Annotated in this window: 15 protein-coding genes; 2 read left to right on the top strand and 13 right to left on the bottom strand. The window is 35.5% G+C overall.

Annotation, left to right across the window (positions count from 1 at the left end):
* Positions 1 to 12: 12 nt before the first annotated feature.
* Positions 13 to 1,368 carry a hypothetical protein gene (locus tag GR162_RS09045; protein WP_160781875.1) on the top strand — a complete coding sequence of 452 codons (1,356 nt, stop codon included), beginning with the start codon at positions 13 to 15 and terminating at the stop codon, positions 1,366 to 1,368.
* Between the two features lie 54 nt (positions 1,369 to 1,422).
* Here GR162_RS09045 and GR162_RS09040 read toward each other — a convergent pair whose 3' ends face one another.
* The 5 genes from GR162_RS09040 to GR162_RS09020 all read right to left on the bottom strand — a co-directional run bounded on the left by GR162_RS09040 (position 1,423) and on the right by GR162_RS09020 (position 7,667).
* On the bottom strand, positions 1,423 to 3,204 hold the full coding sequence (locus GR162_RS09040; protein ID WP_160781874.1) for a mechanosensitive ion channel family protein: 1,782 nt from the start codon (positions 3,202 to 3,204) through the stop codon (positions 1,423 to 1,425).
* Positions 3,205 to 3,318: 114 nt separating this feature from the next.
* The gene (locus GR162_RS09035; RefSeq protein ID WP_160781873.1) at positions 3,319 to 3,819 is read right to left on the bottom strand and encodes an acetolactate synthase small subunit; all 501 of its coding nucleotides are present in this window, start codon (positions 3,817 to 3,819) and stop codon (positions 3,319 to 3,321) included.
* Positions 3,820 to 4,227: 408 nt separating this feature from the next.
* Positions 4,228 to 5,253, bottom strand: a complete 1,026-nt coding sequence (locus GR162_RS09030; RefSeq protein ID WP_160781872.1) for an NAD(P)-dependent alcohol dehydrogenase — start codon at positions 5,251 to 5,253, stop codon at positions 4,228 to 4,230.
* A gap of 214 nt (positions 5,254 to 5,467) precedes the next feature.
* Complete coding sequence (locus GR162_RS09025) at positions 5,468 to 6,070, bottom strand: murein L,D-transpeptidase catalytic domain-containing protein (protein WP_162927221.1); 603 nt, start codon at positions 6,068 to 6,070, stop codon at positions 5,468 to 5,470.
* A 316-nt stretch (positions 6,071 to 6,386) separates the two neighbouring features.
* Positions 6,387 to 7,667: a S28 family serine protease gene (locus GR162_RS09020; protein ID WP_160781871.1), complete on the bottom strand. Its 1,281-nt coding sequence runs from the start codon at positions 7,665 to 7,667 to the stop codon at positions 6,387 to 6,389.
* A 208-nt stretch (positions 7,668 to 7,875) separates the two neighbouring features.
* Between GR162_RS09020 and GR162_RS09015 the strand changes: the two genes are divergently transcribed.
* Positions 7,876 to 9,093, top strand: coding sequence for a Xaa-Pro peptidase family protein (locus GR162_RS09015; RefSeq protein ID WP_160781870.1), 1,218 nt, complete (start codon positions 7,876 to 7,878; stop codon positions 9,091 to 9,093).
* A 489-nt stretch (positions 9,094 to 9,582) separates the two neighbouring features.
* Here the strand turns inward: GR162_RS09015 and GR162_RS09010 are convergent, their stop codons facing one another.
* The 8 genes from GR162_RS09010 to GR162_RS08975 form a co-directional block, all read right to left on the bottom strand.
* Positions 9,583 to 13,434, bottom strand: a complete 3,852-nt coding sequence (locus GR162_RS09010; protein ID WP_160781869.1) for a M43 family zinc metalloprotease — start codon at positions 13,432 to 13,434, stop codon at positions 9,583 to 9,585.
* A 268-nt stretch (positions 13,435 to 13,702) separates the two neighbouring features.
* The gene (locus GR162_RS09005) at positions 13,703 to 15,160 is read right to left on the bottom strand and encodes a SusD/RagB family nutrient-binding outer membrane lipoprotein (protein ID WP_160781868.1); all 1,458 of its coding nucleotides are present in this window, start codon (positions 15,158 to 15,160) and stop codon (positions 13,703 to 13,705) included.
* A gap of 12 nt (positions 15,161 to 15,172) precedes the next feature.
* Positions 15,173 to 18,379 (bottom strand): SusC/RagA family TonB-linked outer membrane protein, encoded by a 3,207-nt coding sequence (locus tag GR162_RS09000; RefSeq protein ID WP_160781867.1) that lies wholly within the window; start codon positions 18,377 to 18,379, stop codon positions 15,173 to 15,175.
* 248 nt (positions 18,380 to 18,627) lie between these two features.
* Positions 18,628 to 20,784 carry a DPP IV N-terminal domain-containing protein gene (locus GR162_RS08995; RefSeq protein ID WP_160781866.1) on the bottom strand — a complete coding sequence of 719 codons (2,157 nt, stop codon included), beginning with the start codon at positions 20,782 to 20,784 and terminating at the stop codon, positions 18,628 to 18,630.
* A 1-nt stretch (position 20,785) separates the two neighbouring features.
* Positions 20,786 to 22,084 carry an aminopeptidase P family protein gene (locus GR162_RS08990; RefSeq protein ID WP_160781865.1) on the bottom strand — a complete coding sequence of 433 codons (1,299 nt, stop codon included), beginning with the start codon at positions 22,082 to 22,084 and terminating at the stop codon, positions 20,786 to 20,788.
* A gap of 3 nt (positions 22,085 to 22,087) precedes the next feature.
* The gene (locus GR162_RS08985) at positions 22,088 to 23,323 is read right to left on the bottom strand and encodes an FAD-binding oxidoreductase (protein WP_160781864.1); all 1,236 of its coding nucleotides are present in this window, start codon (positions 23,321 to 23,323) and stop codon (positions 22,088 to 22,090) included.
* Positions 23,324 to 23,565: 242 nt separating this feature from the next.
* Positions 23,566 to 24,576 (bottom strand): 4-hydroxyproline epimerase, encoded by a 1,011-nt coding sequence (locus GR162_RS08980; RefSeq protein ID WP_160781863.1) that lies wholly within the window; start codon positions 24,574 to 24,576, stop codon positions 23,566 to 23,568.
* A gap of 1 nt (position 24,577) precedes the next feature.
* Positions 24,578 to 26,161, bottom strand: coding sequence for an aldehyde dehydrogenase (NADP(+)) (locus GR162_RS08975; RefSeq protein WP_160781862.1), 1,584 nt, complete (start codon positions 26,159 to 26,161; stop codon positions 24,578 to 24,580).
* Between the last annotated feature and the right edge of the window lie 135 nt (positions 26,162 to 26,296).

Raw genomic sequence — 26,296 nt, 5'->3', positions numbered from 1 at the left:
AATCAATCGGAAATGAAAAAAAATTTTTTATTGCTGATCTTCATCACCATTCTGCAATTTACTACTGCCCAAGAATCAGAAAAAGCTCTTAAAAACAGGCAAAATATTCAATCTTGCCTTTTGGAAGCAAAAGAACTTTTAGAAAAAGATAATGGGAAGCTTTGGGGAAAACGAATCTGGAACGACAGCATCATTGTAATCGACTTTGACAATTCAATTTATAGTTTGGTAAAGCTACCTAATAGCAAAACCGACAATAGTATTTTATTTTCTAAAACTATGGAACCTAATTCGCTTGTTTTTGTTAATACCACTCAGAAATATGAAGGGAAAGAATATGCAACTGTTCTCAATAATTATCTAGACGATAAAGGTGCTACGATTATTCATGAATTATTCCATTTACTGCAAATGAAATCCCGAAAGTTTAACGGAAATCCGATTGAGTATCTCGACGAAACCAATGCACGTATTTTATTGCGTTTGGAATATCAGGCATTAAAAAATGCTTTGAAAGCGGTAATCGAAAAAAGAAAAATGAATGAGGTTCAAAATTATTTGAAAGATGCTGTAATTTTTAGAAAAGAAAGACAACAGCAGTATCCAAAATATTTGAATGATGAATTGGAAATTGAAACTTTGGAAGGCTTGGCAAATTATACTGGTTTTGTTCTCTCTTCTTATGACAATAAATATGAAAAGGCAATAGAAGAAATTAATCAGCGGGAACAAGCTAAAACCTACACTAGACCTTTTCCTTATGCCACGGGTCCAGCTTATGGATTGCTTTTTGATTACTTACATATAGCTTGGAGAAAAGGTTTAGATAATGTTTATAATTTTACTGATATTTATGAAGTTATGATTTTAAAATCAAAATTAACTATCAATAAAAGGCAATTAGAATTAGTAAAATCCAGAAATAATTTTGATGAAATAAACAAAGAAGAAATTGCTCGAGCCGAAGAACAAAAAAAGCTAATTGTTTATTACAGTGATCTGCTTTTGACTAAACCAACTTTAAAGGTCGCACTCACCGATATTGAACATTATGGACGCACTTTCAATATGAATGGAACGCTAACTTTAAATGAAAAAGGAATTGTGTATTCTAGTATTAAAGGACGAGATAAATCAGGAAACAACTTTGGCAATTTTACCACAATTGAAGGTAAAAATCAATTGGGGAAAGCTGGCATTTTGAGTTATGATAAAGAAGGGAAAACGTATTTTGTTTTTCCGCTTCCCTCCAAAATTGAAGGGAGAAAAGTTATAAACGAATTTTATGAAATAGAACTAAATCCAGACTGGAAAATTGTAAAACAAGATGATGGAAATATGGAAATTGTGAGAGAATCTAAAGGTTAATTTATATTTCTCATAAAATAAAACGAGCTTCAAAAAATTTGAAGCTCATTTCTTTTATAATAAAGTTTCCCGGTCTTCAGGATTAAAACTACCGTCGTCAGGGTATTTTATACTTCCTTTCAATTCTTCCACACGTTTTGGGTCAAATTTCGGAAGCTGTAACTCATTACTTTCTTTCCATTTTTTAACTGTTTCTGCAACCTCATTTCTTTTTTCATCAGAAACAGGAGTATCTCTTGTCATATAAAGCGTCTGTGATGGATAAGCCAAAGCTGTACCGCTTTTTTCTATAATATCCATCATTCGCAATAAAAGATCTTCTTGGACTTCTTGCGATGTTTCAAAATTTACAGCTTCAATATAAGCGGTAATCTCGACCTTTAAAGCGTCAGCTGTGATACCAGTAAAACGAACAATTGGAGGAGAATTTAAAACAGCGGGATGTGCATACAGCAAAGATTTTATTTCTACAAGCAGATAACGCATCTGATCTGGACTTGTTTCCATTCTAAAACCTAAAATCGGATTGAAAATAAAACGGTCGCGATGTGCATAATTCTCTATTTTACTAGCCGATAATTGTCCATTTGGAATTGTGACAATAGTTCGCGCTGCAGTACGCAATGTTGTAGAGCGCATACCTATAGCCTCTACGGTTCCTTTTATATCATCAACTCGGCAGTAATCGCCAACACGCAATGGCTGGTCTGCAATAAGGCTTACGCTTCCCACAAAGTTTTCTATCGTTTTTTGTGCTCCCAGCGCCAATGCAATCCCCCCAATTCCTAGCGCAGCAAGACCGGCCGTAACATCAACTCCAATAATTCCTAATAAGGCAATGATTCCGATTACTACAATCGCCGCTTTCATAGTACGACTCAAAAATAAAACTGCAGATACTGCAGAAGCACGTCCTCGATTGTTCATTCTGCTTCGGGTATACATGCTGACAAAATCGGTCATTCGCCAAAGCAAGATTAAAAAAGCTACAATTCCAATCGTAATTATTATAATGCTAAATCGCTGACGGACAATTATTGAAATTCCCATTCGCTGGGTCGAAGCTACAAACAAAATTACCGTCAAATACATCTGAACTGGCAGTGTAAATGCATCTATAATCGCAGTTCCTTTTTCAGTATCTGCTTTCTTCCATATTTTTTGAATCAGAAAAATGAGCACAAAAATGAGCAGCCTAGAAAGCAGGTACGTGACAACTGACATGATTACCACGACTCCCCAATGCCCAATAGGAACATTTCCTAATTTTCTTTCTATCAAAAATTTAGGCAAAACTCTATCTAAGAATGTTTTTTCTCCGCTAACATCTGCGGCACGAATTGCTTCTACCGTTTCTGCAGAAAAAAGCCATAGTGCAGGTTCGTTGTCATCGGACTGATTTTCCAAATAAAGCTGGATGTCTATTTTATCTGTAGATATATTTCCAACCAAATCTATGCCTGTTGTAAGATTATCATCTAAACGTCCTAATTCTTTATTGCTTAGAATAGATGATGGCGAGAAATTACCTCCTTGATCCAGTAACTGCTGAAAAGTTTTTGCTATCTGTATTCTTTCTGCTGTTTTACGGTAAGAACGCTTGCTTAGAACAAGATACTGGCTTGCACGCAGATAATTCTGATCGCCAAGTGCTTTGATGAATCCGTTGACGGTTCCTTGAGGCGTCCTTCTTCCTAGTGAATCATCTGGAATCTTAACTGGCTCTTCTGTTGTAGTCTTTGCGCCTCCTAAAAGCTGTGCTTCTGCTGTGAAGGGTTTTATCAAAACCAAAATCAACAAGAAAAAAAACAATAACCGCTTTGTACCTGAAATCATACGCTATCTGCTTTAGTAATGACTATTAAAAGTAAGAAATATTGAAGAAAAACAAAGCTTTTACATTAGAAAAAACAGAAACAGACAACAATAGGTCTTCCGTTATTCTTTAATTTATACACAAAAACCTTTATCCGATTTTGAAAGAGCAATTCTTGAGCTTTTCACAAATTCAATTAATCCTAACGGCTTTAATTTTTCAGTCAAGTATACTATTTCTTCATCTGTTCCTGTGGCTTGTAATACAGTATACTCTTTTTGAATTTCTGAAATTTTAAGGTCATTTTCTTTAAATAATACTTCCGTTTCTGGGTCTTGCATAACTAATGCGGTAGGAATTTTAAATAATGCGGTTTGTTTAAAAACAATCTCTTCATTCAACGAATAATAGCATTTATAAACTTCAATGACTTTCTCTATTTGCGCAGTTAAATTGATGACTTGATCCAACGTTCCATTTATTACGATGGTATGTCTATACATATTTTCTATTTCGCAAATAGACATATTAAGGCTCAAAATCTGAATTTGTTTTCTTAAAAACATACTCGATAATTTGCTTATTAATCTGATTTGATCTTCTGAATAAATGGTTAGAGTAAATTCGTTTTTCATTGTTGATTTTTATTTGTGTTTGAATGAGTTGCTGAGAAATAAAAAAGCCTTTCACATTTTGACTGAGAAAGGCTTTTATGAATAGACAATAGAATCCTGACTCGTCATGTGATGCGAATAATGATAATTGAAATAATAATGCTATTCTGAATTGAATTTTTCATACTTGCTGTAAACAAAAAAACCTCCGCTGAGGGGAGGTTTTTCTAAATTTATTTTCACTTATTTATATAACATCCCTTCACCACTATCGAATGATAATAATGATAATAATAACCGCGATGTTAATGATGTTTTTCATTTGTTTGATCTGATGCGCAAATATATTGATATTTTTTAATCTGCAAACTATTATTCTAACAAACAAAAATCCGTCTCTGAGAACGGGATTTATTTGCTTTATAAATTTTAAGGCACTAAGACGGCTCTGCCTTTTATTTTACCTTGTCTCATTCGATCGTAAACTTCATTGGCATCATCAAGTTTATGTTTTTCAATTTCGATATGGATTTTCTTTTGTCTTGCCAGACCCACAACTTCCATCAGTTCTGTTCTTGATCCCCAGTACGGATTCGTCATGCTTACCCCAAAAGGCAAACCATTCATGCTGTATTGATAATGCCCTCCGCCAAGGCCAACAATGGTAAGATCTCCGTCAAGACTCACTACTTTTGTTCCCAAATCTATGGTAGAAGTTGCTCCTACGAAGTCTAGAACCACTTTAGCTTTTTTGATTCCCGTGATCTTCTGGATTTGTTCTGCCGCATCAGCATCTTTAGAATTAATTACATAAGCTGCGCCCAATTGTTTAGCAAAAGCCAATTTATCTTCTGTTACATCGCAAGCAATAATTTCGGCTCCGCTTATTTCTCGCAATATCTGTAAAGCAACATGACCTAATCCCCCAACACCAATTACTACCACATATTCGTCAGCCATTAATTTAGGAAGAGAACGTTTTATCGCAGAATAAGGTGTAAGCGCAGCGTCTGTTAACGGCGCTGCAATAACAGGATCTAAGTCAAATATAGGCACCAAAAGTCTAGAAGATGGCACGAGCATATAGTCGGCCATACCGCCGTCCAGTCCTAGTCCGCCACCATATGCCTGTTCAGATTGATGATCACAATAATTTTCTTTGGACTGTTGGCAAGGTTTGCAATGTCCACAACCCCACGGACCATAAACTAAAACTGCATCTCCTTTTTTATACCCTTCGACATTCTCTCCAATTTCTTCTATCCATCCAGCATTTTCATGTCCCAACGTAAAAACGGTTCCCACTACTGTCCCTTCATCTATAATATGCAAGTCTGAGTGGCAGACACCAGCTCCGCCAATCTTTAACAAAACTTCATCACCTTTAGGAACAGGTCTTTCAATATCATTAACAACGCGGACATCTTTGTGCCCAAAAAAACGTACTGCTTTCATAAAATAAACTTTTAATTACTATTCTACTAATTTACAACTTGTATCTTTTATAAGTTTTATCAGACAAGTTAAGTTTATCCTAATTTATAGCCAATAACAGGCTTTTATATAGAAAGCGGTAATAATTGGGGTAAGCAAAAAATGTAAAATCTAATGTGTTGATATAAAAAAGAGAGCCTAGGCTCTCTTTTTATTTATATTTTGCTGATTCTATTTAATAATAAACAGACAATAAGATTTTAGAATTTGAACTTTCTATATATTTTGAAAGTCTAGTTAAAAATTCTTGATTAACCATTGGACAACCGTGACTGTTAATGATATAATACTCTTTTTCATCAGATGGGACTTCTTTATAAGAATGCAATACAATGGCACGTTTCATGGCATTATTATTCGTTTCGTCTAATCCCGCCAATCTAAAAGCTTTTCCGAACACACCTTTGTATGGTTTTTCTACAGAGTATCTTCCAAGTGAAGTGCAGTTAGATTCCGGAGCATTACTAAATTGTAAGATGTCTCCTTTTATTCCAGTTTCAGAACCTTTTCCGTGTGCCACTAAACCTTGATCGAGAATTTGATTATTTTGAAGATCGTAAACAAAAAAGCGATTTCTCCCAGATTTAATTTTCATGTCCACAAGAAAAGCAATTTTATTGTTATACTTGTGATTTGATGCTGTAAAAGCCTTTATTTCATTTACGTGCTCATTGAGTCTCGCAAATTCAACTTCATCTAAAATTTCATCTTCGTCCCACATACTTAATGAGGTAAACGAACTTAAGGAAAAAAGCAGTGCCAATAAAAATACTCTCATACCAGGCAAAATGTTAAGTTAATAGTTATGACTTGGGGTCATTGATAATTTTTTCTGTTGCAAAATTATACACAAATCTTATACAATTCCCATATCATAAGTTAAAGATATTATAAATATCTGAAAACTACAATATTATATGTTAAAATTCGATTAACAGACCACATTTCATGCTAAAACGTGTTAATATTATCTCAATGTAACTTTCTTTCTTCAAATTTATTGCGAATAAGCCTTAAAAAAAATCTGTTATGGGAAAGCCACTTGACAGAAATTATTAGAAACAAAAACGCAATTAGTAATTTTTTTGAGCCTTCTAATCGAGCCATTTTTTTAATGTATCCATAATCAGTTTTTGATCATTTTCAGGAAAATTTTTGACTCTGGTTGAATGACTTCCTTCTGGAAGCACCATTTTTAAAGCGTTAACATTAGGCTTCGGAGTTGGAGAACACGAAAACCAAGTATCATAGCCTCCATAAATGTAAAGTATTTTATCGCCTTTGTTTTCAACATATTTGCGCACTTTCTTAATATACTTTGGATTATATTTTATTGTAACGTCTTTTGGTGCAAATCGTGCATTAGAACTGCTTTTGACAATAGTTAACAAATCGGCAACAGGTTCAAGATCAAAACCATAATAACCTAATTCGCATAAATGCTGATAATAAGACGGCAGATAGACAAATGACATTTTATCATTGTAAGTTCCTACTCCAACAATTTTATTCAAATAATCAAAAAGCTCTTTTGCTGAAGCGTTTACTGGCGGAATCTCATCGCATTTGCCACCCCATTGCCAAAACGAAAAAGGAAATTCTAGAACAGCATATTCCAACGCTTCCGCGAAAGGAACTTCCGTAAATTGCATCTTTTTCTCAGCTGAAAAACCTTTAAAAACGTCTAAGACAGCTTCTCTATTTTGCAAGAGAGCTCTTTGAAACGCTGTTATTTTTGCTCTGCATTCAGGCGTTCCAACGGTTCTTGTATGCACTATAGTTCTCGGATCTTCGCAGGTATTAATTAGCGGTGCAACATACGGCATTGCCACATCAACATCGTTTGGATAGATTGATTTATAAATTAAAGCCGTTTCCCCTCCTTTACTGATTCCGGTAGAAATCCATTTTCCTGTGTATATTTTTTTCAGTTTCGTAACAATGTTATGATAATCTTCAATAGCTTGATCATTCGTCAAATATTCCCATTGAATCGGATTTGATCTTGATTTTCCGTAAAAACGATATTCAACAGCAACCTGATTGGCCTGCAATAAACTGCTCACTTCGCTTTTAATATTTTCTGTATTATAACCATGAGTCTCAATTACAGTCGGTCTATCGTAACCTAAATGTGACAAATAAATATAATGCTGAAAAGTGCCTTTTTCTGGGTGTTTATGATCAAGAGGTTCGTCTAAAATAAGTTGGTACGATTCGGTATAATTTTCTAAGTTATCGATTCGCGTTATAATGGCTTTTGGAAATAATTCGGTTAGTTTTTGCTGTAGATTTACTGAAGATTCCTGAGCAGAAACTTCAAAATAGTTCAAGCAAAGAAGGAACAGCGTAATAAAAAAGGATTTTCGATTCATTTTTAATCTTGTTATTTGAGTTTTTAAAAGTAAGTGCAATACAAAGCAGTAACTGATACTATATTACCCTTAAAATGTAATATTTTATCTAGTTTACATTAACATAGAACAAAATCCAAATAATGCTTTACTTTTATTGAAAAATTGAATTTTATATCAGTTTAACGAATTACGGTGCATTAAATAATAACTTTAAAAAAAATAAAAAATGGCAATTGGAGTTGGCGGATCAACTGTAGACATCGAATTAGAAAAAATACAAAACATGACGCTTGGTGTTGTGCCAATCGCACTTCCAGAGTATAAACAGCGCATTAAAAAAGCGGTTTCTTTAATGAAAGAACTCAATTGTAAAGCGCTTTATGCAAATGCTGGAACTAATCTGTATTATTTTACAGGAACAAAATGGAATCCGTCCGAGCGTATGGTTGGCGCTATAATTTTTGAAGACGAAACTGTTGAATATATTGTTCCGAAATTTGAAGAGGGAACTTTTAAAACTTTCATGAAAATCGAAGGAAACTTAAATTTCTGGGAAGAACATGAAAGCCCTTCTGAATTGTTTGGAAATATCCTAAAAAACAAAAATAGTATTGAAGGCAATATCGCTTTAGATGAATCGGCTGCTTTTTTTCTAATTGATGCCATCTCAAAAGCAAATACAAATTTTAATTTTGTAAACGCTCAGCCTATAACTGCGGGTTGCAGAATGCATAAATCGGCAAATGAAATTGCTATCATTCAGAGAGCAAAAGATATAACTATGACCGTGCAAAAAGCAGCGGCTCGTATTTTGCATCCCGGAATTGCCGTAAGCACTGTTGTTGATTTTATACATAAGGCACACATTAAAGCTGGTATTCCGTCAGGTTCATATTTCTGCATTGTTCTTTTTGGAGAAGATTCGCAATATCCGCATGGAGTTACTTCTCCCCAAAATCTAGTCGATAATGATGTCGTCTTAATTGATACTGGATGCCGCTTGGAAGGTTATTTGTCTGATATCACCAGAACTTATGTATATGGAACTCCAAATGAGGAGCACAGAAAAATCTGGAATCTTGAAAAAGCAACTCAAAAAGCAGCTTTTGATGCTGCGCAAATTGGCGCAACATGCGGATCTGTAGATGATGCCGCACGTAAAGTCCTAGCAGAAGCGGGTTTAAGCGGTGATTATGAAATTCCAGGTTTGCCACATCGTGTAGGTCATGGTACAGGTTTAGATATTCATGAATATCCTTATTTAGTAAGAGGCAATCAAACCATTTTAAAAGAAGGAATGGTGGTTAGTAATGAACCTATGATCTGTATGCCGGGTCAATTTGGTATTCGTCATGAAGATCATTTTTACATGACAGCTGAAGGTCCAAAATGGTTTACTGAACCGATGCAGAGCATTGATAATCCTTTTGGATTAGAGGTTTAAAATAATTTTGATTTAATATTTTAGAAAGAGCTGTTTGTTTAGACAGCTTTTTTTCTTTATAAATTATATGTCGCTCCTCCGGAGCTTTTTCATCTCTGAGAATTGCAATTTCTATAAATATTTTGCTTCTCCGAAGCTTTCTAATTTTTGGTAAATTGAATTTTCTTTTCTTGTGCAATTATTTTTAAACATAACTCTATTTTTCGTTCTTAGAAAACAAATGATTGATGATTCTCTTTGCGTTCCAATGGCTGAAACCCATTGACTTTGTTTAAATTTAAACTTGATTTTTATAAAATATCTACTCCTCAAAAGTTTTTTCTAATAGTTTAAATACTTTGGAGAAGCAGAACATTTATAGAAAAAATACAATTTCCAAATATAAAAAAGCCCCAGCGGGGCGAAATATTAAATCATTAATAAAGGGTAAAAAAAGTAGGGCTGTCCATTTTCGTAAACAGCCCTTCTCATTTTAACTAAATTAACTTATTACTCAACCAATAATTTTTTCTTTTCTACAAACTTTCCATCAGTAGCCACAACAATATAAACTCCTTTATTTAAATATTTAAGAGAATAAACAGTTGTATTATGAATTGTATCTACCAAATGACCTGTACTATTGTAAATTGACACTTTCACTTTATTGACATCAATGTTACCAAAAGTAAAGTTCACAACGTCTGACGCTGGATTTGGATACATTGTAAATGCTTTCGCCGTATTTGTATTTATGCCTGGCAAACCAGTGCTTCCAGATTGTAAATCGATTGTATGAGAAGCGCTCCATTCGCTAAAAGCCGTTCCATTTATTGCTCTTACTCTAAATTCATATACAGTTTGAGTTCCTTGTTTCGGAATCCATAAATAATATGTTGTAGAAGTTCCTGCCGCTGTCCAACCTGACGAAGTATTTAATTGCACTTCATAAGACGCAGCATCTGTTGACGTTGCCCAAGAAGCATAAAATCCTGACGAATATACTCCTGCGTTTCCAAGATTAGCAGGAATTGTCAAAGTTGCTGGATTTGGTGGAACAGATGTTCCTGCTTGAACCGTATAATCTTCAATTTCTCCATCCCCAAGATTTCCGCATGTTGAAGACGGATTAGCATTATATTTCATCACCACTCTCATTCTGGTAGTTCCTGTAAGTGATTGAGGCGTAAAACTTGCTGTAACCGCACCATTAGATGAAATATTATTAATCACTTTTTCAGATGCTTCAAACTGATTGTTTTTATTGTAATCGATCCAAACTCCCCAATATTCGGTGTAAGCAGAACCTGTAAAACCTGGAGTTAAAGTAACGCTTGTATTTGCATTCGGATTCAGCGTAATCACTTTAGAAGTATAATCGGCATAACCGTTTGTTTCTTTTCCAGATGCATTTACAAAACTTCCTACTGCAACAGAACTTATGTATTCGTAACCGTTTGTTCCTTGCGCAGTGCACGGTGGAGCAACCGGAATCGTTACAGAAACCACATTAGAATACGCAGAATAATCAGTTCCAGATTTTGCTCTCGCTCTATATTTATAAGTGTTTCCTGCTGTTAAACCAGTATTGGTATAAGTTGATGCAGTATTAGCTAGCGTAGCAATTTCGGCATAAACATCATCTGCTCCTGCTCTCTCAATAATTACATTTGAAGCATTCGTAGCATTGTTAGTCCAATTAAGAACGGTTTCTAAATTTGCTGCATTGGCTGTTGCTGTTAAATTTGTTGGCGCCAATACTGTATTGGTAGTTTGTACTCCTGCTAGAATTGGTTCGTTTGGTTTGGTGTTATAAGCAAAATCCAAAACGGTATATCCTACTCCACCAGCTTCCACTTTTACGTGCATCCATCCGTAGCAAGTACGTCCTCTACTTGTGTATTCAAAACCAACATATCCTGTTTTATTATCCCAAGCTGTATAGGTAACTGTTCTCAAATCCAATTGATTTGGATATGCTCCTGGCGCTGCAAAATTACTTGAAGCTCCAATTGAAGTACCTTGTGATAAGAATGATATATTTCTCGTTCCAGCTTCAGAAACTAATCTTTTTCCGTAGGTCTCCATTTTTAAAGCCGCTGCGGCATATTGCCAAGCTCCATACTCAGTATTATCTCCAATACCCAAATCAAAATATTGCCAAGTAGATGCTGCATTGGCCGTGTAATCTGGATTGTTCACATAAAACACTCCATAAGGCGCGTCAAATTTCAAATTGATTGTTTTACTCGCGGTATCCAAAGTAGCTATTCCGCCAGTAATTGCTGCATCTTTAAACGTAACTGTAACAACAGCATCGTTTGTTGTATTGTGTGCAGTAGCTTTTCCTGTAAAAGAAAGTACTGTTTTAGTATTGCTTTCAAGAGTTAAAACTGCAGTTAAACCAGCTGGAACGCCAGTAATAGTATAATCAGTTCCTGCTGTAAAAGTACCGCTGCTTTTTGTAAATGTACCATTATTAGTACTCAAAGCGATTGTCGCAGTTGATGTTATGCTTCCATCATTTACTTCAGCTTCATACAATGTATCCGGAGATAAAGTTGTAGCTGTTTTATCAGTCATTCCCGTATAAATTGGAGTATTTGGCTTTGTATTATAAGCATATTCCAAAATTGTATAACCATCTCCATCCGCATTTACTTTTACCTTAAACCATCCGTAACAAGTAAGACCATCCATTAAGTAATCAAATCCTACGTAACCTGTTTTTCCGTCCCAAGCGGTATAACTCGCTGTTCTTAAATCTAACTGATTTGGATATGCGCCTGGAGCGGTCATATTGCTTGCTGGGCCAACGGCTGTGTTTGAGTTCAATAGAGAAATATTTCTAGTGCCTGTTTCGCAAACTAATCTCTTTGCATAAGTTTCAATTTTTAAAGCATTCACAGCATAACGCCAGCCGCCAAACGCACGATCATCACCTTTTGCAATTTCAAAATATTTCCATGTCAATGCCGACGAAACCGTCACATCTGGCATGTCTACAAAAAAGATTCCGTATGGATCTGAAAATTTGAAATTAAAGAATAGAGAAGTACAAGATAAATCAGCTGTTCCTCCTGTAAATGCGGCTGGTAAAAAACTAATGCCTCCTGAAGCATTATTGCTCAAAGCATGGTTAGTTGCTTTTCCTGTTAACGTAACCGTAATTTGATTATTAGAGTTTACCGTAAGCACAGGTGTAATTCCTGCTGGAAAAGTGTGAGTAAAATGAGTTCCTGCTGTCATTGCTCCAGAAGAAACAGCAAAAGTTTTGGCTCCGTTTAATTTGATTATGGATGAAGTGTCAAAAGAACCGTCATTTATAATTGCTTCTTTAAAAGCTGTAGCCAAAGCAGTAAGCGTGCTTCCTGTAGCATTTACGCCAGTATCAATTAAGTTTTGCGCCTGCCAAAGTGATTTTCTCGCAGGGTGTTCTAAAGCAGCCAACATTCTATCAATCTGACCTTGAGTATACATTTTGTAGCAGCCTTGCGCTCCATTGTACCCCATGTAGTTTTCGAAATTTACTTTATCGCCACTGCAATTTGTTCCTGGAGTACAGCCTAAAGTATGTTTTCCGTCTTCTGCTGGAGTATCGGCAACTTCATCTGTTCCAGAACATCCTCCTTCAAAAGTATGAATCAGATTAAGGAAATGACCGAATTCGTGGGTAAGTGTTGCAGAGAATTCTTTACTATAAGAGTTGTCATATAAATAAGCTCCGTTAAAAACAACACGAGCTGTATTGTTTGCCGTCATGTCTGAACTTGGATACCAAGCAACGCCAGAGTTATTTGTAGCACCATCATTGTACAAATCATTTTGTATATAGACATTCATGTATTTGGTATTATCCCAAGCATCCGCAGCGATTTGGTCATCATATCCGCCTCCATTTCCGTAACCATTTTTTGTCGGATGAAAAACTACTCCTGTCGTACAGCCACCATTCGGATCTTTTTTAGCGAGTTTAAATTCGATATTCAATGTTCCGCGTCGTGCCTGAAAAAACGATTCAACGGTCTGAAAATCGGCATTACGTCCATTAAAATCATCATTAAGCTGAGCTAGGTGATTTACGATTTTTTCGTACGTAACTGTTTTTCCGCTTTGTACATCACCATAAATATGAAATACTACTGGAATTGTGTAAGTAGTTGCAGCTGTTTTTGCTGTTGAAGATTTGCGCTGGGCCGCAAAATTTTTACTGAAAACATCAAAGTTCTTTTTCTCTTGAAGTGCATGTGGATTATTCCGATACACTTTTTCATTTTCTTCGCTTGTTCTACAAGGCAAACCCTGTGCACTAACTTTCAATGAGCTGAAAATCAGAAAGCAGATTAGTAATTTTAATTTCATTTGTTTAGGTTTTTTAATTAGTAATAATCAAAATTACCGCACAAGCTTTTATCTTTCTGATAGTATTTTAATCAGAATTAATACATAATTATCATATTTTTAACCTTAAAAAAACACATAATTAAAAAACATTCATAATAAAACACTAAAAACAAACCTTACAAAATATATTAAAAAACATTAGTGTACCCTTGCAAATACTGTTAAAACAAAAAAACCAGCGCTTAGAAAGTGCTGGTCTCAAAAAACAAATTAAACTAACTCAAAATTAAAATTTGTCCCAAAAAATCTTCGTTGTCATTAAATCTCCTCCTATTGCTGCTGAAGCTGCTTCATAATTTGCCGCATTCAGCGTTTTGTCAGATGTGGAATAAATATTTCTAACAGGAACTTTACCTTCTGCTTCTTGCACAGCTGTTGGAGGCGCTACCAATATTGGATAATCTAACCTTCTGTATTCTGTCCACGCTTCAAAACCACGATTATAGTAAGCGATCCAAAGCTGGTAAGCAATTTTTTGCTTGTCTGTTCCTGAAGCAGTAGCAAAAGCAACATCAGGACGTGCAAGATAAATTTGAACATTAGCATCAGAAACTCCCCAAAATTTCATGCTTGCTTCTATCCCTTTAGTATAATATGTTGCAGCATCAGCTCCAACGTTAAAGCCTCGGCTTGCCGCATCTGCCAGTAAAAAACAAGTTTCGGTATAATCGAATATAACTCCTGGATTTGTTTTCTGTCTTAGTCTTGCTCCAGTATTTGAATAATCTGCATAATTAACCTGTTTTGCATATGGAGCGCCTTTATATTCACCGTTTATTTTTGAATTTGGATTGAAGAAAAAATCGCGTCTCGGATCTTCTTTTCCATTTAATTCATTTACAAAAAATTCAGCAATATTAATCTGGCTTTCGTTTACCAAACTGTCATACAACGGATTCATATCCGTTATTGAAGAAAAGTACTGAAACAATGCCGTATCAGCCTCTGTCGTCATAACTCCTGAATTAAAAGCACTTTCAACCATTGCTTTTGCCTTTACAGCATCAACATCCGCAAGATGCAATCCCATTTTTAGTTTTACGCTATTAGCTAATGTTTTCCATTTTGCCACATTTCCGTGAAAAATTAAATCGGCATTTCCAAAACTTCCATTTTCATCATTTAAAGCCGCAATGGCAGCATCCAAGCGAGAAGCCAAATCAAAATAGATGTTTTTTGCATCGTCATATTTTGGAAGCGGAAATTTTTTAATATCTAATGCTTCAGAATATGCAACATTTCCAAACAAATCTACTAGGGTTTGATAAGCCATTACAATTTGCACTTCTAAGATAGCAAGCTGATTTTTCTTAATGCCTTCTTCAATTGGCCCTAATACTTTTGTATTTTGAATTTGTTTTTGTGCATTTACTAGATCTTGAAGCACATCACGGTATAACAGTACAGCATGCGAACTTCCTAAATTTCTTTTCGCCTGATTATAATTGGCTTCATCCGTATACGTTGATGTAGACCAATGCTGTGCATAGGCTCTAAAATTGTTTGAATTTACCGAAGCATTGGTTAGAAAGTAAGCATAATTAACCTGTGCATTAGTCATCAACGCACTTGGCAAAGCGGTTTCATAAGCCTTTTCATTTTTGTTCATGTCATCTAAGTTATCACATGAAGCTACTGCACATAAAACGGCTCCTGCAAAAAATATTGTTTTTATAATTCTCATGTTTTATTATTTTTAGAATTGAACTTTCATGGTAAAACTGTACTCCTTTGTAGTTGGCAGTACTCCAGTCTGGAAACCTTGTAAATTACCCGAAGATGCTCCTGCCTCAGGATCTGCGTATGGCAGGTTTTTATGGATGATCCAAAGATTGCTTCCGTTTAAAGCAAAAACCATATTGCTGATGAATGTGTTTTCTAAAAATCTTTTTGGTAATTTATAACTCAAACCTATTTCGCGAAGCTTAACATAAGATGCATCATATACATATTGCTGCTGTGGCATAGAATTGTAAAAATAGTATCCGTCTGTTCCAGTTACACTAGCAGTTACATTATTTGGCGTTCCGTCTTGTTTTACACCGTCCAACAATATACCACCGCCTTGAGCAACTGGTTCACGCTGAGGAACTCCATTATGGTTATTGCTTACTGTACTTTCGTAAATCCCCGTTGTATGTCCGTATTGCTGATCTAAAGAGTATACATCTCCACCTTTTTTCACATCAATTAAAAAGTTGAAAGCAATGTTTTTGTACGTCAAAACGTTATTGAAACCGCCAATCCAATCTGGAGCTACATTTCCGATGACAACTCCTGCACTTTGAAGATATCTTCCATTAGAACGAATTACTTTTTCTCCATTTAAATAAGTAAAACCAGAACCAACCAACTGCCCTACTGGCTTACCAACTTCAGCCACATAGTTTACTCCTTGGAATGATCCTAATGAAATCTGACTTGCTCCACCTAAAGAGATTACTTCATTTTTATTGGTTGACCAGTTTACTGTAGCTTGCCATGAGAAATCTTTAGTTTTTATAGGAGTAGCATTTACTGTAACCTCAAATCCTTTATTTTGAACATCTCCACCATTAATCCAAGCTCTTGTATATCCTGTTTGTGTTGGAGTTTCGATAGAAAGAATCTGGTTTGTTGTATTGGTCTTATAATATGAAAAATCAACGCCTAACCTGTTTTTGAAGAACTTAAGTTCAAGACCTGCTTCAACTCCTTTGGTCAACTCACTTTTTAAGTCAGAATTGCTTCTGCTGTTATCTGTAGAAAAACGGATTCCCCCTGGCCCAAAATTGGTATTTTTAGGATAAAGCGTAGAAGTTACCGCAAACGGAGCATCGTTTCCTGTTTCAGCATAATTCAAACGCAGTTTACCAAATGAAAGCCAATCTGCTTTAATATGATTGCTAAAAATATAAGTCGCTGTAATCGATGGGTAAGAATAGGTATCATTATCTTTTGGCAAAGTAGATGATTGATCTATTCTATAAGTTCCTTCAAGAAAATAAGTATCTAAGAAATTAAAACTTGCCATACCATAAACACTATTGGTTCCCAATGTCTGCTGCATCTCGTCTGGACTGTTAATTGGGTCAATTGAGTTAGTCAAGGCATAAATTCCCGGCACAACCAATCCGCCATTTGTTACAGCGTATATAGAATTATTAACAGAGCGTCTCGTGTTTCCTCCTAACATACCATTAAAATTGATTCCGTCTGTGATGGCTGTTTTGAAATTCAATACTAAATCTAAATTGATTTCGCGGAAATTTTTATCATATCTAGAATATTGGCCAAGAGCATTTGGTGTTCTTTTAGAACCTACAGCAATACGCTCTTCCTGCAATTGATGGTAAAAATCTACTGCACCGCGTCCCATGATATCAAACCAATTGGTAACTTCTGTTTTTACCACAACATTACCGAAGAAGCGATCTCTTTTTAATGAATTGTAGTTATTATAACGTTGAAAATAAGGATTGTCGTGAAACTGAACTGCTAAATTGTCTGGCGAACCAACGTTCCATGTTGTGTTTTTACCTGTTATTTCGTAAGCCTCTTTTAGATCTCCAAAATCAGCATTAGTCGTATACCATTGTCTGACACTGCTCAAATAGTTATTTCCTCCATCTCCGTATCCTGTTTCATTCATTCCAATAGCATTAGATGTCAAATAATTGGCCGAAGTTGAAATTCTCGTTTTAGGTGTAACTTTATAACTTCCAGAAAAATTAAAATTGTCTTTTCTGTTATTGCTATTAGGAAGAATTCCTTGCTGCTGATTGTAATTTGTATAACCAAATCTAAAGTCTCCCTGATCATTTGCTGCCGAAAAAGAGATATTATTGATATACGTTAAACTGTTTTGATAAAAACTATTTGGATTGTTTTTTACAGCGGTGTAAGGCGTCGCTTTTCCATAAGTTGGCAATTCTGGATAAAACGAATTCCAGTTGTAAACCAACAATGACGGATCAAATTTTGGTCCCCAAGCCGCATCATCAGTAGCTGTGTAAGGATGAACTCCACTGCCTAAATCAACTGTACCATAAAAATCGCCATAACCTCCCCCATATTGGTTTTGATATTCTGGTAAAGTTTTCTTGTCTACGACTCCAACATTTACTCCAGAACTAAAATCAAATCCTAATCCGCCCTTTGTTTTGCTTCCTTTTTTAAGGGTTACAATGATAACACCGTTTGATGCTCGAGAACCATATAATGCGGTTGCTGCGGCCCCTTTCAAAACATTCATCGTTTCTATATCATCAGGGTTAATATCTGAAGCGGCATTTCCGTAATCGTAACCTCCTACGTTCCCTCCCGATTTTTGATCTGCAGAATTGGTATTATCATTATTTAATACAATTCCGTCAACAACCCATAAAGCCTGATTGTTACCTGTTAAGGAAGTTGTACCACGAATGACAACATTGGTAGAACCGCCAATATTATTATTTCTTCTAATTTCAACACCGGCAATTTTTCCAGAAATATTATTCGAAACGTTACCTGTATTTATTTTTGTTAGCTGATCTCCATTTATTTCTTGTGTAGCATAACCCAAAGATTTTTTCTCTCTTTTAAGTCCCAAAGCTGTAACTACAATTTCTTGTAATTGCGTAGAGCCTGCAGACATTTTTACGTTTACGTTTTTATCGCGTGCTTGAACTTCTTTAGTCTGCATTCCAATAAAACTAAACACAAGCACAGCATTTGCTTCAGCTTTTATTGAATATTTTCCATCAAAATCAGTCTGAGAGCCATTCTGAGTTCCCTTAACCAGTATGCTTACGCCTGGCAAAGGCACTCCATTCTCATCTGAAACAATTCCTGACACAACCCGATCTTGGGCAAAGGTCAGTTTAGTCAACAGCACAAAAAAAAGTACTGCAATTTTTCTAAAATTAATCTTCAATTTCATAAAATGGTTTTATAATTAATGTGGCAAATATTTTGCTTTTTAGATAATTATTATGATAATATATTACCGAAAAACCTGATTATATTACCCTGTAAATAACAATTTCGCAATTACACATTTACTATATTACCTTTTTTGAAAGATTTCAAAATCAAAGACTTGGTTTGCTTTTAAATAATATAAATCCAAAAAAAAAAGAGAATTTCAACTTGATGAAATTCTCCTCTTTTTATAATATATTACTTTTTTTATTTTGCTCCTGGCGGGCAATTTTTTTCTGTATATCTCACAAAAGTATCCATTAAATGTTGTGAGGTTCCTTCGCCTTCATCAATGCTATGCGAACGGTTTGGATAAATCATTAAATCGAACATTTTATCGTACTTCACCAATTCGTTGATTAGGACTTCCGCATTTTTATAGTGTACGTTATCATCACCTGTACCATGAATATAAAGCAGATTTCCTTTTAAGTTCTTAGCATGCGTTACAGGAGAAGCCTGAATATAAGTTGCTTCATTTTCCTCAGGCAATCCCATATAACGTTCTGTATAAATATTATCATAAAAATGCTGGTCTGTTACTGCTGCAATCGCAATTCCCGTTTTATAAATATCTGGGTATTGAAACATTAAATTTAAAGTTACAGCTCCACCGCCACTCCAACCGTGAATTGCTACACGATCGGCATCAATAAAATCCCATTTTAGAACTTCTTTAGCCGCCATTGCCTGATCGTGCGTATTGATAATTCCGATATTTTTATAAATTGATTTTCTCCACTGTTTTCCTTTCATTGCAGGAGTTCCTCTGTTATCCATAGCAATTCCGATGTATCCTTTCGGAATTAACGCAGCGATAAATTCATTAAAATAAGGGATGTCATTGGCAACCGTAGCCATTGGTTCTCCATACACATAAAAGAAAACTGGATATTTTTTTGAAGCATCAAAATCTAATGGCTTTGCCATGATTCCGTCAATATCAATGCCATCAACTGTTTTCACTTTAAATTTTTCTAACGAATAATCTCTATGAGGAGCTGCAAAAACATCTGCTTCTTTTGGATAAATCTTTTGATGTCCAGACAAAGCAACCAATCTCTGATTATAATCTCTCGAAATGCTTGCATTGGTATGCTGAGCGTAAGCTGCGTCAGTAGAAAAGATATATCGGTTTGAACCTTCAAAAATAGCTGGTGTTACTCTTTTTGTCTTTTTAGAGTTCAAATTGGTTTCATACAAATAACGCTGTGTGGCATCATCTGGGCTGGCAATAAAATATATTGTTTTTGTTTTTTCGTTGTAGGCTTTATAATAAGCATCAAAATTAGTTTTGGTAACCAATTCTTTTGATTTTCCATCCAAACTTATTTTATAAATATGCATCCATCCGTCGGCATCAGAACTCCATAAAAAGGATTTTTCATTATCCACAAATTGACAAGGAAAAGTATCATATAGTCCCGAAGAAATATCAAAAACATCTATCCAAGAATTTGATTCTTCTTTGTAAATAACTCTAGCCGATCCTGATTTTGCATTGCAATCATACATCGTAACTTGATTCTGGTTTCGGTTTAATTGAATCACCATAACAGACTCATTATTAATCCATTTCATTCGAACCAAATAATTATTATCTGGCTCTCCCGGAATGTTTAGCCAATTGGTTTGCAAAGAATCAATATTCACAATTCCGATTTTTACAGAAGACGGTTTTTCTCCTGCTTTTGGATATTCTACAGGAATAATTGTCGGATACAACGAATCGGTATTATTAATCATATAATGAAATTTGGTAGACGTTGCATCTACTCTCCAAAAAGCAATGCTTTTTCCATCTGGACTCCATCTAAAACCATCTCTTGCTGCCAGTTCTTCTTCATAAACCCAATCAAAAGTTCCATTGATAATTTTATCTGTTCCGTCTGTTGTTACTGGTGTAATTTTTCCAGAATTCAGGTTTTCAACATAAATATTGTGTTTTGAAACATACGCTACATTTTCATTATCGCTTGAAAATTTAGCAAACATCAATGACGACGCATCCAAGTTTTTACCTAATTGCTTTCCTTTTCCCGTGGCCAAATCAAAATACCAATAATCGCCTCTGGTATTGTCTCTCCATACTTTTTTAGAATTAGTATAAACCAAAACCTTTGTTTTTAAGTCGTTCCATACTAAATCTTCGATTTCTCCTTTAAATCCAGCTTCTGCTAATTGTTCTTTAGACAAAATCGTGTTTTGCTTATCGAGTTTATCAACATCGTAAACCGACACATTGTTATCTTTGCTTACCCAAAACGAATGAGAATTTGGCAACCAATTTAGATTGTTGATATCAATCTTCTGGGCAAAAACAGAAGTGCATATAAACAAAAGAAACAACAAATACTTTTTCATCTTACTTTTTATTTTTAATTAAATTTTCAATTTCAGCAATTTCTATTGGCAGTGCTTCACTCAGGTTGATGTTTCCGCCTTCTGTTATCAAATAATCATTTTCCAAACGGCAACCTATTCCTTCTTCTCTAATGTAAATTCCAGGTTCGCAAGTAAGCACCATTCCCTTTTCAAAAGGTCGTGAATACAAGCCAACATCGTGAACATCCAATCCTAAATGATGCGCTGTTCCGTGCATGAAATATTTATTGTAAGCGGGTTTTTCTGGATCTTGAGATTTAATTTCTTCTTCTGTAATTAACCCTAACTTCACCAATTCAGCTTCAATTAACTTAGCCATTTGAAGTTCGTAATCTTTTGATAAAACTCCAGGTTTCAACAATTTTGAACCTTCTTTCAAACAATGTAAAACCGATTCGTAAACCTCTTTTTGTCTAGCACTGAAAGTTCCATTAACCGGAATACATCTTGTAGTATCTGAATTATAGTTGGCATAACAGCTTCCAAAATCCAACAGCACCATTTCATTTTCTCGGCAAATATCATCGTTAGTGTTATAATGCAATGAACAGGCATTTAACCCAGACGCTACAATAGATCTAAATGCTTGTCTCGTTCCTCCGTTTTTTACGGTTGCATATAAAAGTTCGGCTTCTAACTCGTATTCTTTTATATTAGGGCGAATTGCGCCTAAAACTCTTTGAAAACCTTCAACGCTAATCGCAGTTGCTTTTTTGATTAAATCAACTTCCAAATCTGATTTAATTGGACGCAATTCGCGGGTTATTTTTGCCACACGCTCATATTGATGCAATGGATATTTTTCTTTACACCATTTTATCATTCGGTCTTGTCTGGTTTCAATTTCAGCGGTTACCCTTTTGATATGCTCATTGTGTCCTAAATAAAATATATCAGATTCAAAGGCAAAAAGCTGTAAAGTCTTTTCAAATTCGTGAAGCCATTTGATATTCTGGATTCCAGAAATAGCGGTAGCCTGTTCTTTGGTTAAAAAATTACCATCCCAAATGAGCGTATGTTCGTTTGCTTCTTTGACAAAAAGTATAGCTTTGTTTTCTTCTTTAAATGCATCTGGATAAAGCACCAAAATGGTTTCGTCCTGATCTATTCCTGACAGATAAAACAAATCGTTGTTTTGCGAAAAGCCCATAACATCATCAGCATTATTTGGCATTACATCATTTGAAGTCAAAATAGCCAAACTGTTTGGCTTCATTTTTTCGGTAAATCTTTTTCGGTTTTCAATAAACAAAGAAACCGGAATCTGGTTGTATCTCATATTTTATATTTGGAATCTGTCAATTGCTACAGAAGTCGATTTACCAGAAATAATTTCTGTGATAATTTTTCCTGTTGCTGGCGCTAGGCTTAATCCCATCATGGCATGACCTGTTGCTAAGGTCAAATTTACGACTTTTTTGTCTCTAGCAATAATTGGCATTCCAGATGGTGTACATGGGCGGAATCCAAACCAAGTGTCTTCTGCTTTTGGCATTTCCACTTTCATATCAGGATAAAAATCATTAACGCTGTTTATAATTCCTTGAAGTCGGTTTGCGTTTATTTTATGGTCTTTGGTGTGTGTAATTTCCATTGTTCCACCAAATCTTATATCATTTGCCATTGGAGTCACCGCTACTTTTCCTTCACATAAAATAGACGGAATACTAGGCTTTTGAGTCTTATCTTTTAAAGTAAAACTATATCCTTTTCCAGGTAAAATAGAAATGGAAATATTTAGTTTTTTAGCCAAAAACGGACTCCAAGATCCTGATGCCAATACCACTTCATCAGCTCTAAAAAGCCCTTTATCGGTTACAATTTTTTCTATTTTATTTCCTTCTAAAACAAAATCTTTGACACTAGTTTTAGAATGAATTTCCACTTTTAAACGAGATAATTCTTCTTTGATAAAAGCCATAAATTTTTGAGGATACAAATGGGCGTCGCTTTTATAATGAACACCTCCAATTACATTGGTATTCGTTCCTTTTTCTAAAAGTGCTACTTGAGATTTGGATAGATAATCTACTTCTAAACCAAGACGTTCTGCTTCTTTACCTTCGTTGTGCATTTCTTCTTCTACTTTATCGCTTTTATAAAGCATCAAAAGTCCTTTTTCTTCATAAAAGAAAGAATTATTTTCTTTGGCAAAATCCTGATATAATTCTTTGCTCAATAAAGAGAGATCGCGTAAAGCAGGCATTGCTTTTTCTACGTGACGTAAATTGGCATGTTTATAAAACTGCATGCCCCATCTTAATAAATCCTTGCTTAAACGCGGTTTTACATAAAACGGGCTACGGCTATCAAACATCCATTTTATTCCTTGTGCAATCATGCCAGGCTGTGCTAGCGGAATAATATGTGAAGGCACAATCATACCTGCGTTTCCGTACGAACAGCCATTGTCCATATCTGACTCATCATATATGCTTACTTCGTAACCTTCTTTTGCGAGATAATAAGCTGAACATAAGCCAATAATTCCACCGCCAATAACAGCAACTTTTTTCATAAATTTTAATTCGTTAAGAGTTCTTTGAACTACTAATTATATTTTAAATCTGTTGGATGAAATTATATGTTCCATTAAGAATTAAAATTGTAAAAGATGGTTTTAGCTTCAACAACAACCACGTTAATTTGGCTAAAGCCATCCTATTTACAATTTCTAAAATCCCCTAGTTAAAACTAGGGCTATTCAAAAAAACAATAATTTAATTTGACCAACAGCTTAATTATATTATAAACTGATTTTTAAATAACCTGAAATCCAAATGCATATGGATCGTCGCTTTCATCAATTATAATAGTATTATATCCGTACACTTTTGCCCAGCCTTGAATGCTTGGAACAATAGCTGGAATATCTCCAATAGAAGTTTCTTCTACGACTTTTCCAATAAACTTACTTCCAATATAACTTTCGTGAATAAACTCTTCTTCTTTTTTTAATTTTCCTTTAGCGTGCAATTGCGCCATTCTTGCCGATGTTCCTGTTCCGCATGGCGAACGGTCAATCGCTTTGTCGCCATAAAAAACGGCATTTCTGCCAGATGATGTTGAATCAATAGGTGATCCCGTCCATAACATATGCGATACATCTCGAATTGTATCATTTTCTGGATGAATGAAATAATCTGGATATTTTTCATTAATCTTTTTGCGCACTTCTTGGCTATACTGAACAATTTTGCTTGCTGTAAAATCTTGAACACCAGAAAAATTCTTTTGCGGATCTACAATGGCATAGTAATTTCCTCCATAAGCCACATCAAAAACAATTTCGCCCAATTCTGGGCAATCAATGGTCAGTCCTTCCGCAGCCAGATAAGATTTAACGTTGGTCAGACGTACCCAATCTACCTTTTTACCTGTTTGCTGATATTCGATATGTACTAAACCTGCTGGTGCTTCCATTTTGATAATTCCAGGAACTTTTGGAGTAACCAAACCTTCTTCGACAGCAATTGTAATAGTTCCAATTGTTCCGTGTCCACACATTGGCAGACAGCCTGAAGTTTCTATAAAAAGAATTCCAAAATCATTATCCGGATTAATTGGCGGATACAAAATGCTGCCGCTCATCATGTCATGTCCTCTAGGCTCAAACATTAATCCTTTACGAATCCAGTCATATTCTTTTAAGAAATGCTGCCGTTTTTCGCTCATCGAATTGCCTTGCAGATTTGGCCCACCGCCAGCAACAACTCGAACTGGATTTCCGCATGTATGAGCATCTACGCAAAAAAAAGTTTTCTTTACCATTTTATATTTGAGATAGTGTTAGTTTATTATTTACGGTACGAACAATCTGCAGCGGATTCTCGTTTTGCAATTCGGATGGCAGCAAATGATCTGGCCAATTCTGAAAACTAATCGGACGCACCCATCTGTAAACCGCATCTATTCCTACTGCAGTATAACGCGAATCTGAAGATGCAGGGTAAGGTCCGCCGTGAAGCATTGAAGCGCAAACTTCTACTCCTGTTGGCACACCGTTATAAATTAAGCGTCCTACGCGATTCTGTAAAGCAGCAATTACTCCTTTATGAATTTCAATTTCATTTTCCTCACTGATAATTGTTCCTGTAAGCTGTCCTTCCAGCTTAGAAATTACTTCTATTAATTCGGCTTCATTTTCGCATTCAATTAAAATTGAAAAAGGACCAAAAACCTCATTGTGCAATACTTTATTTTTCAAGAACTCTTTCCCATCAACTTTTAAAACAGTTGAAGCTCCATGATTTGGAGTAGTTTCTCCTTTAAATTGAGCGATTCTTGAAACTCCATTCTGCTCTTCTATTTTTGCAATTCCGTTATTAAAATCGGCATAAATGGAAGGATGCAACATACAGCCTGGCTGAATTTTTTCGATTGCCTGATCTAGATTTTCTGCAAACTCATTTAATTCTTCTCCTTTTAAAGCTAACAATAATCCTGGGTTCGTGCAAAATTGTCCTGCTCCCAAAGTAATAGAACTTGCATAAGTTGTTGCCCATTTTTGGCTATTTTTTTTCAAAGCATTAGGTAATAATACCACTGGATTGATGCTTCCCATTTCGGCAAATACCGGAATTGGTTCTGGACGCTGTGCTGCTAAATCGCACAAAGCACGTCCGCCTTTAATGCTTCCTGTAAAACCTACTCCTTTTATTAATGGATGTTTCACCAAACTCGTTCCCAGAGTTCTTCCATCACCAATAAGGTTAGAAAAAACACCTTCTGGCATATTGGTTTTCTGAGCCGCTTTTATAATTGCTGAGGCCACCATTTCGCCAGTTCCGATATGCATAGAATGGCTTTTTACAATAACTGGACAACCCGCAGCCAAAGCTGAAGCTGTATCTCCTCCGCCTGTAGAGAATGCAAAAGGAAAATTACTTGATCCAAAAACCACAATTGGCCCTAAAGGCACTAACATTTTGCGCAAGTCTTCTTTGGGTGCAGGCTGTCTGTCGGTTATTGCAGTATCTATTGTAGCTTGCACCCAACTTCCTTCTGTAAGCATATCGGCAAAAGCTTTCAACTGGCCGATTGTTCTTCCGCGTTCTCCTTCTGCTCTTCCTCTCGGGTAACCCGATTCGGTGCAGTATTGAACCAAAAGATCGTCTCCTAATGCTAAAATTTCGTCAGCAATGGCATTCAAAAATTTAGCTTTTTCTATACCCGAATAGTTTTTATAACTCGCAAATGCATGATTGGCCAAGGTAACTGCCTCATCTATTTCATCTTGAGTTGCCTCTGTAAAAACCCACGGATTTTCTATGTTCAATATTGGATTAAACGTCTTTAGTGTTTTTGTTCCGCCTGCTTTTAGCTGGCTTCCGATATAATTTTTTCCTGTAATCATGTTTTTTGTTTATGAATGAGTGATGTGCAGTTTTCAGTCGCAGTCGCAGTAAACACAGTAACCGAAAACCCTGACCGTAAATGGAAACTGGAAACTGAGACTGAGACTGAAAACTAAAAGCCACAGCCAATCATG

This window comes from Flavobacterium sp. HBTb2-11-1, assembly GCF_009826975.1.
In the GTDB taxonomy this organism is placed as follows: domain Bacteria; phylum Bacteroidota; class Bacteroidia; order Flavobacteriales; family Flavobacteriaceae; genus Flavobacterium.
This window is presented reverse-complemented; position numbering and strand designations above follow the sequence as displayed.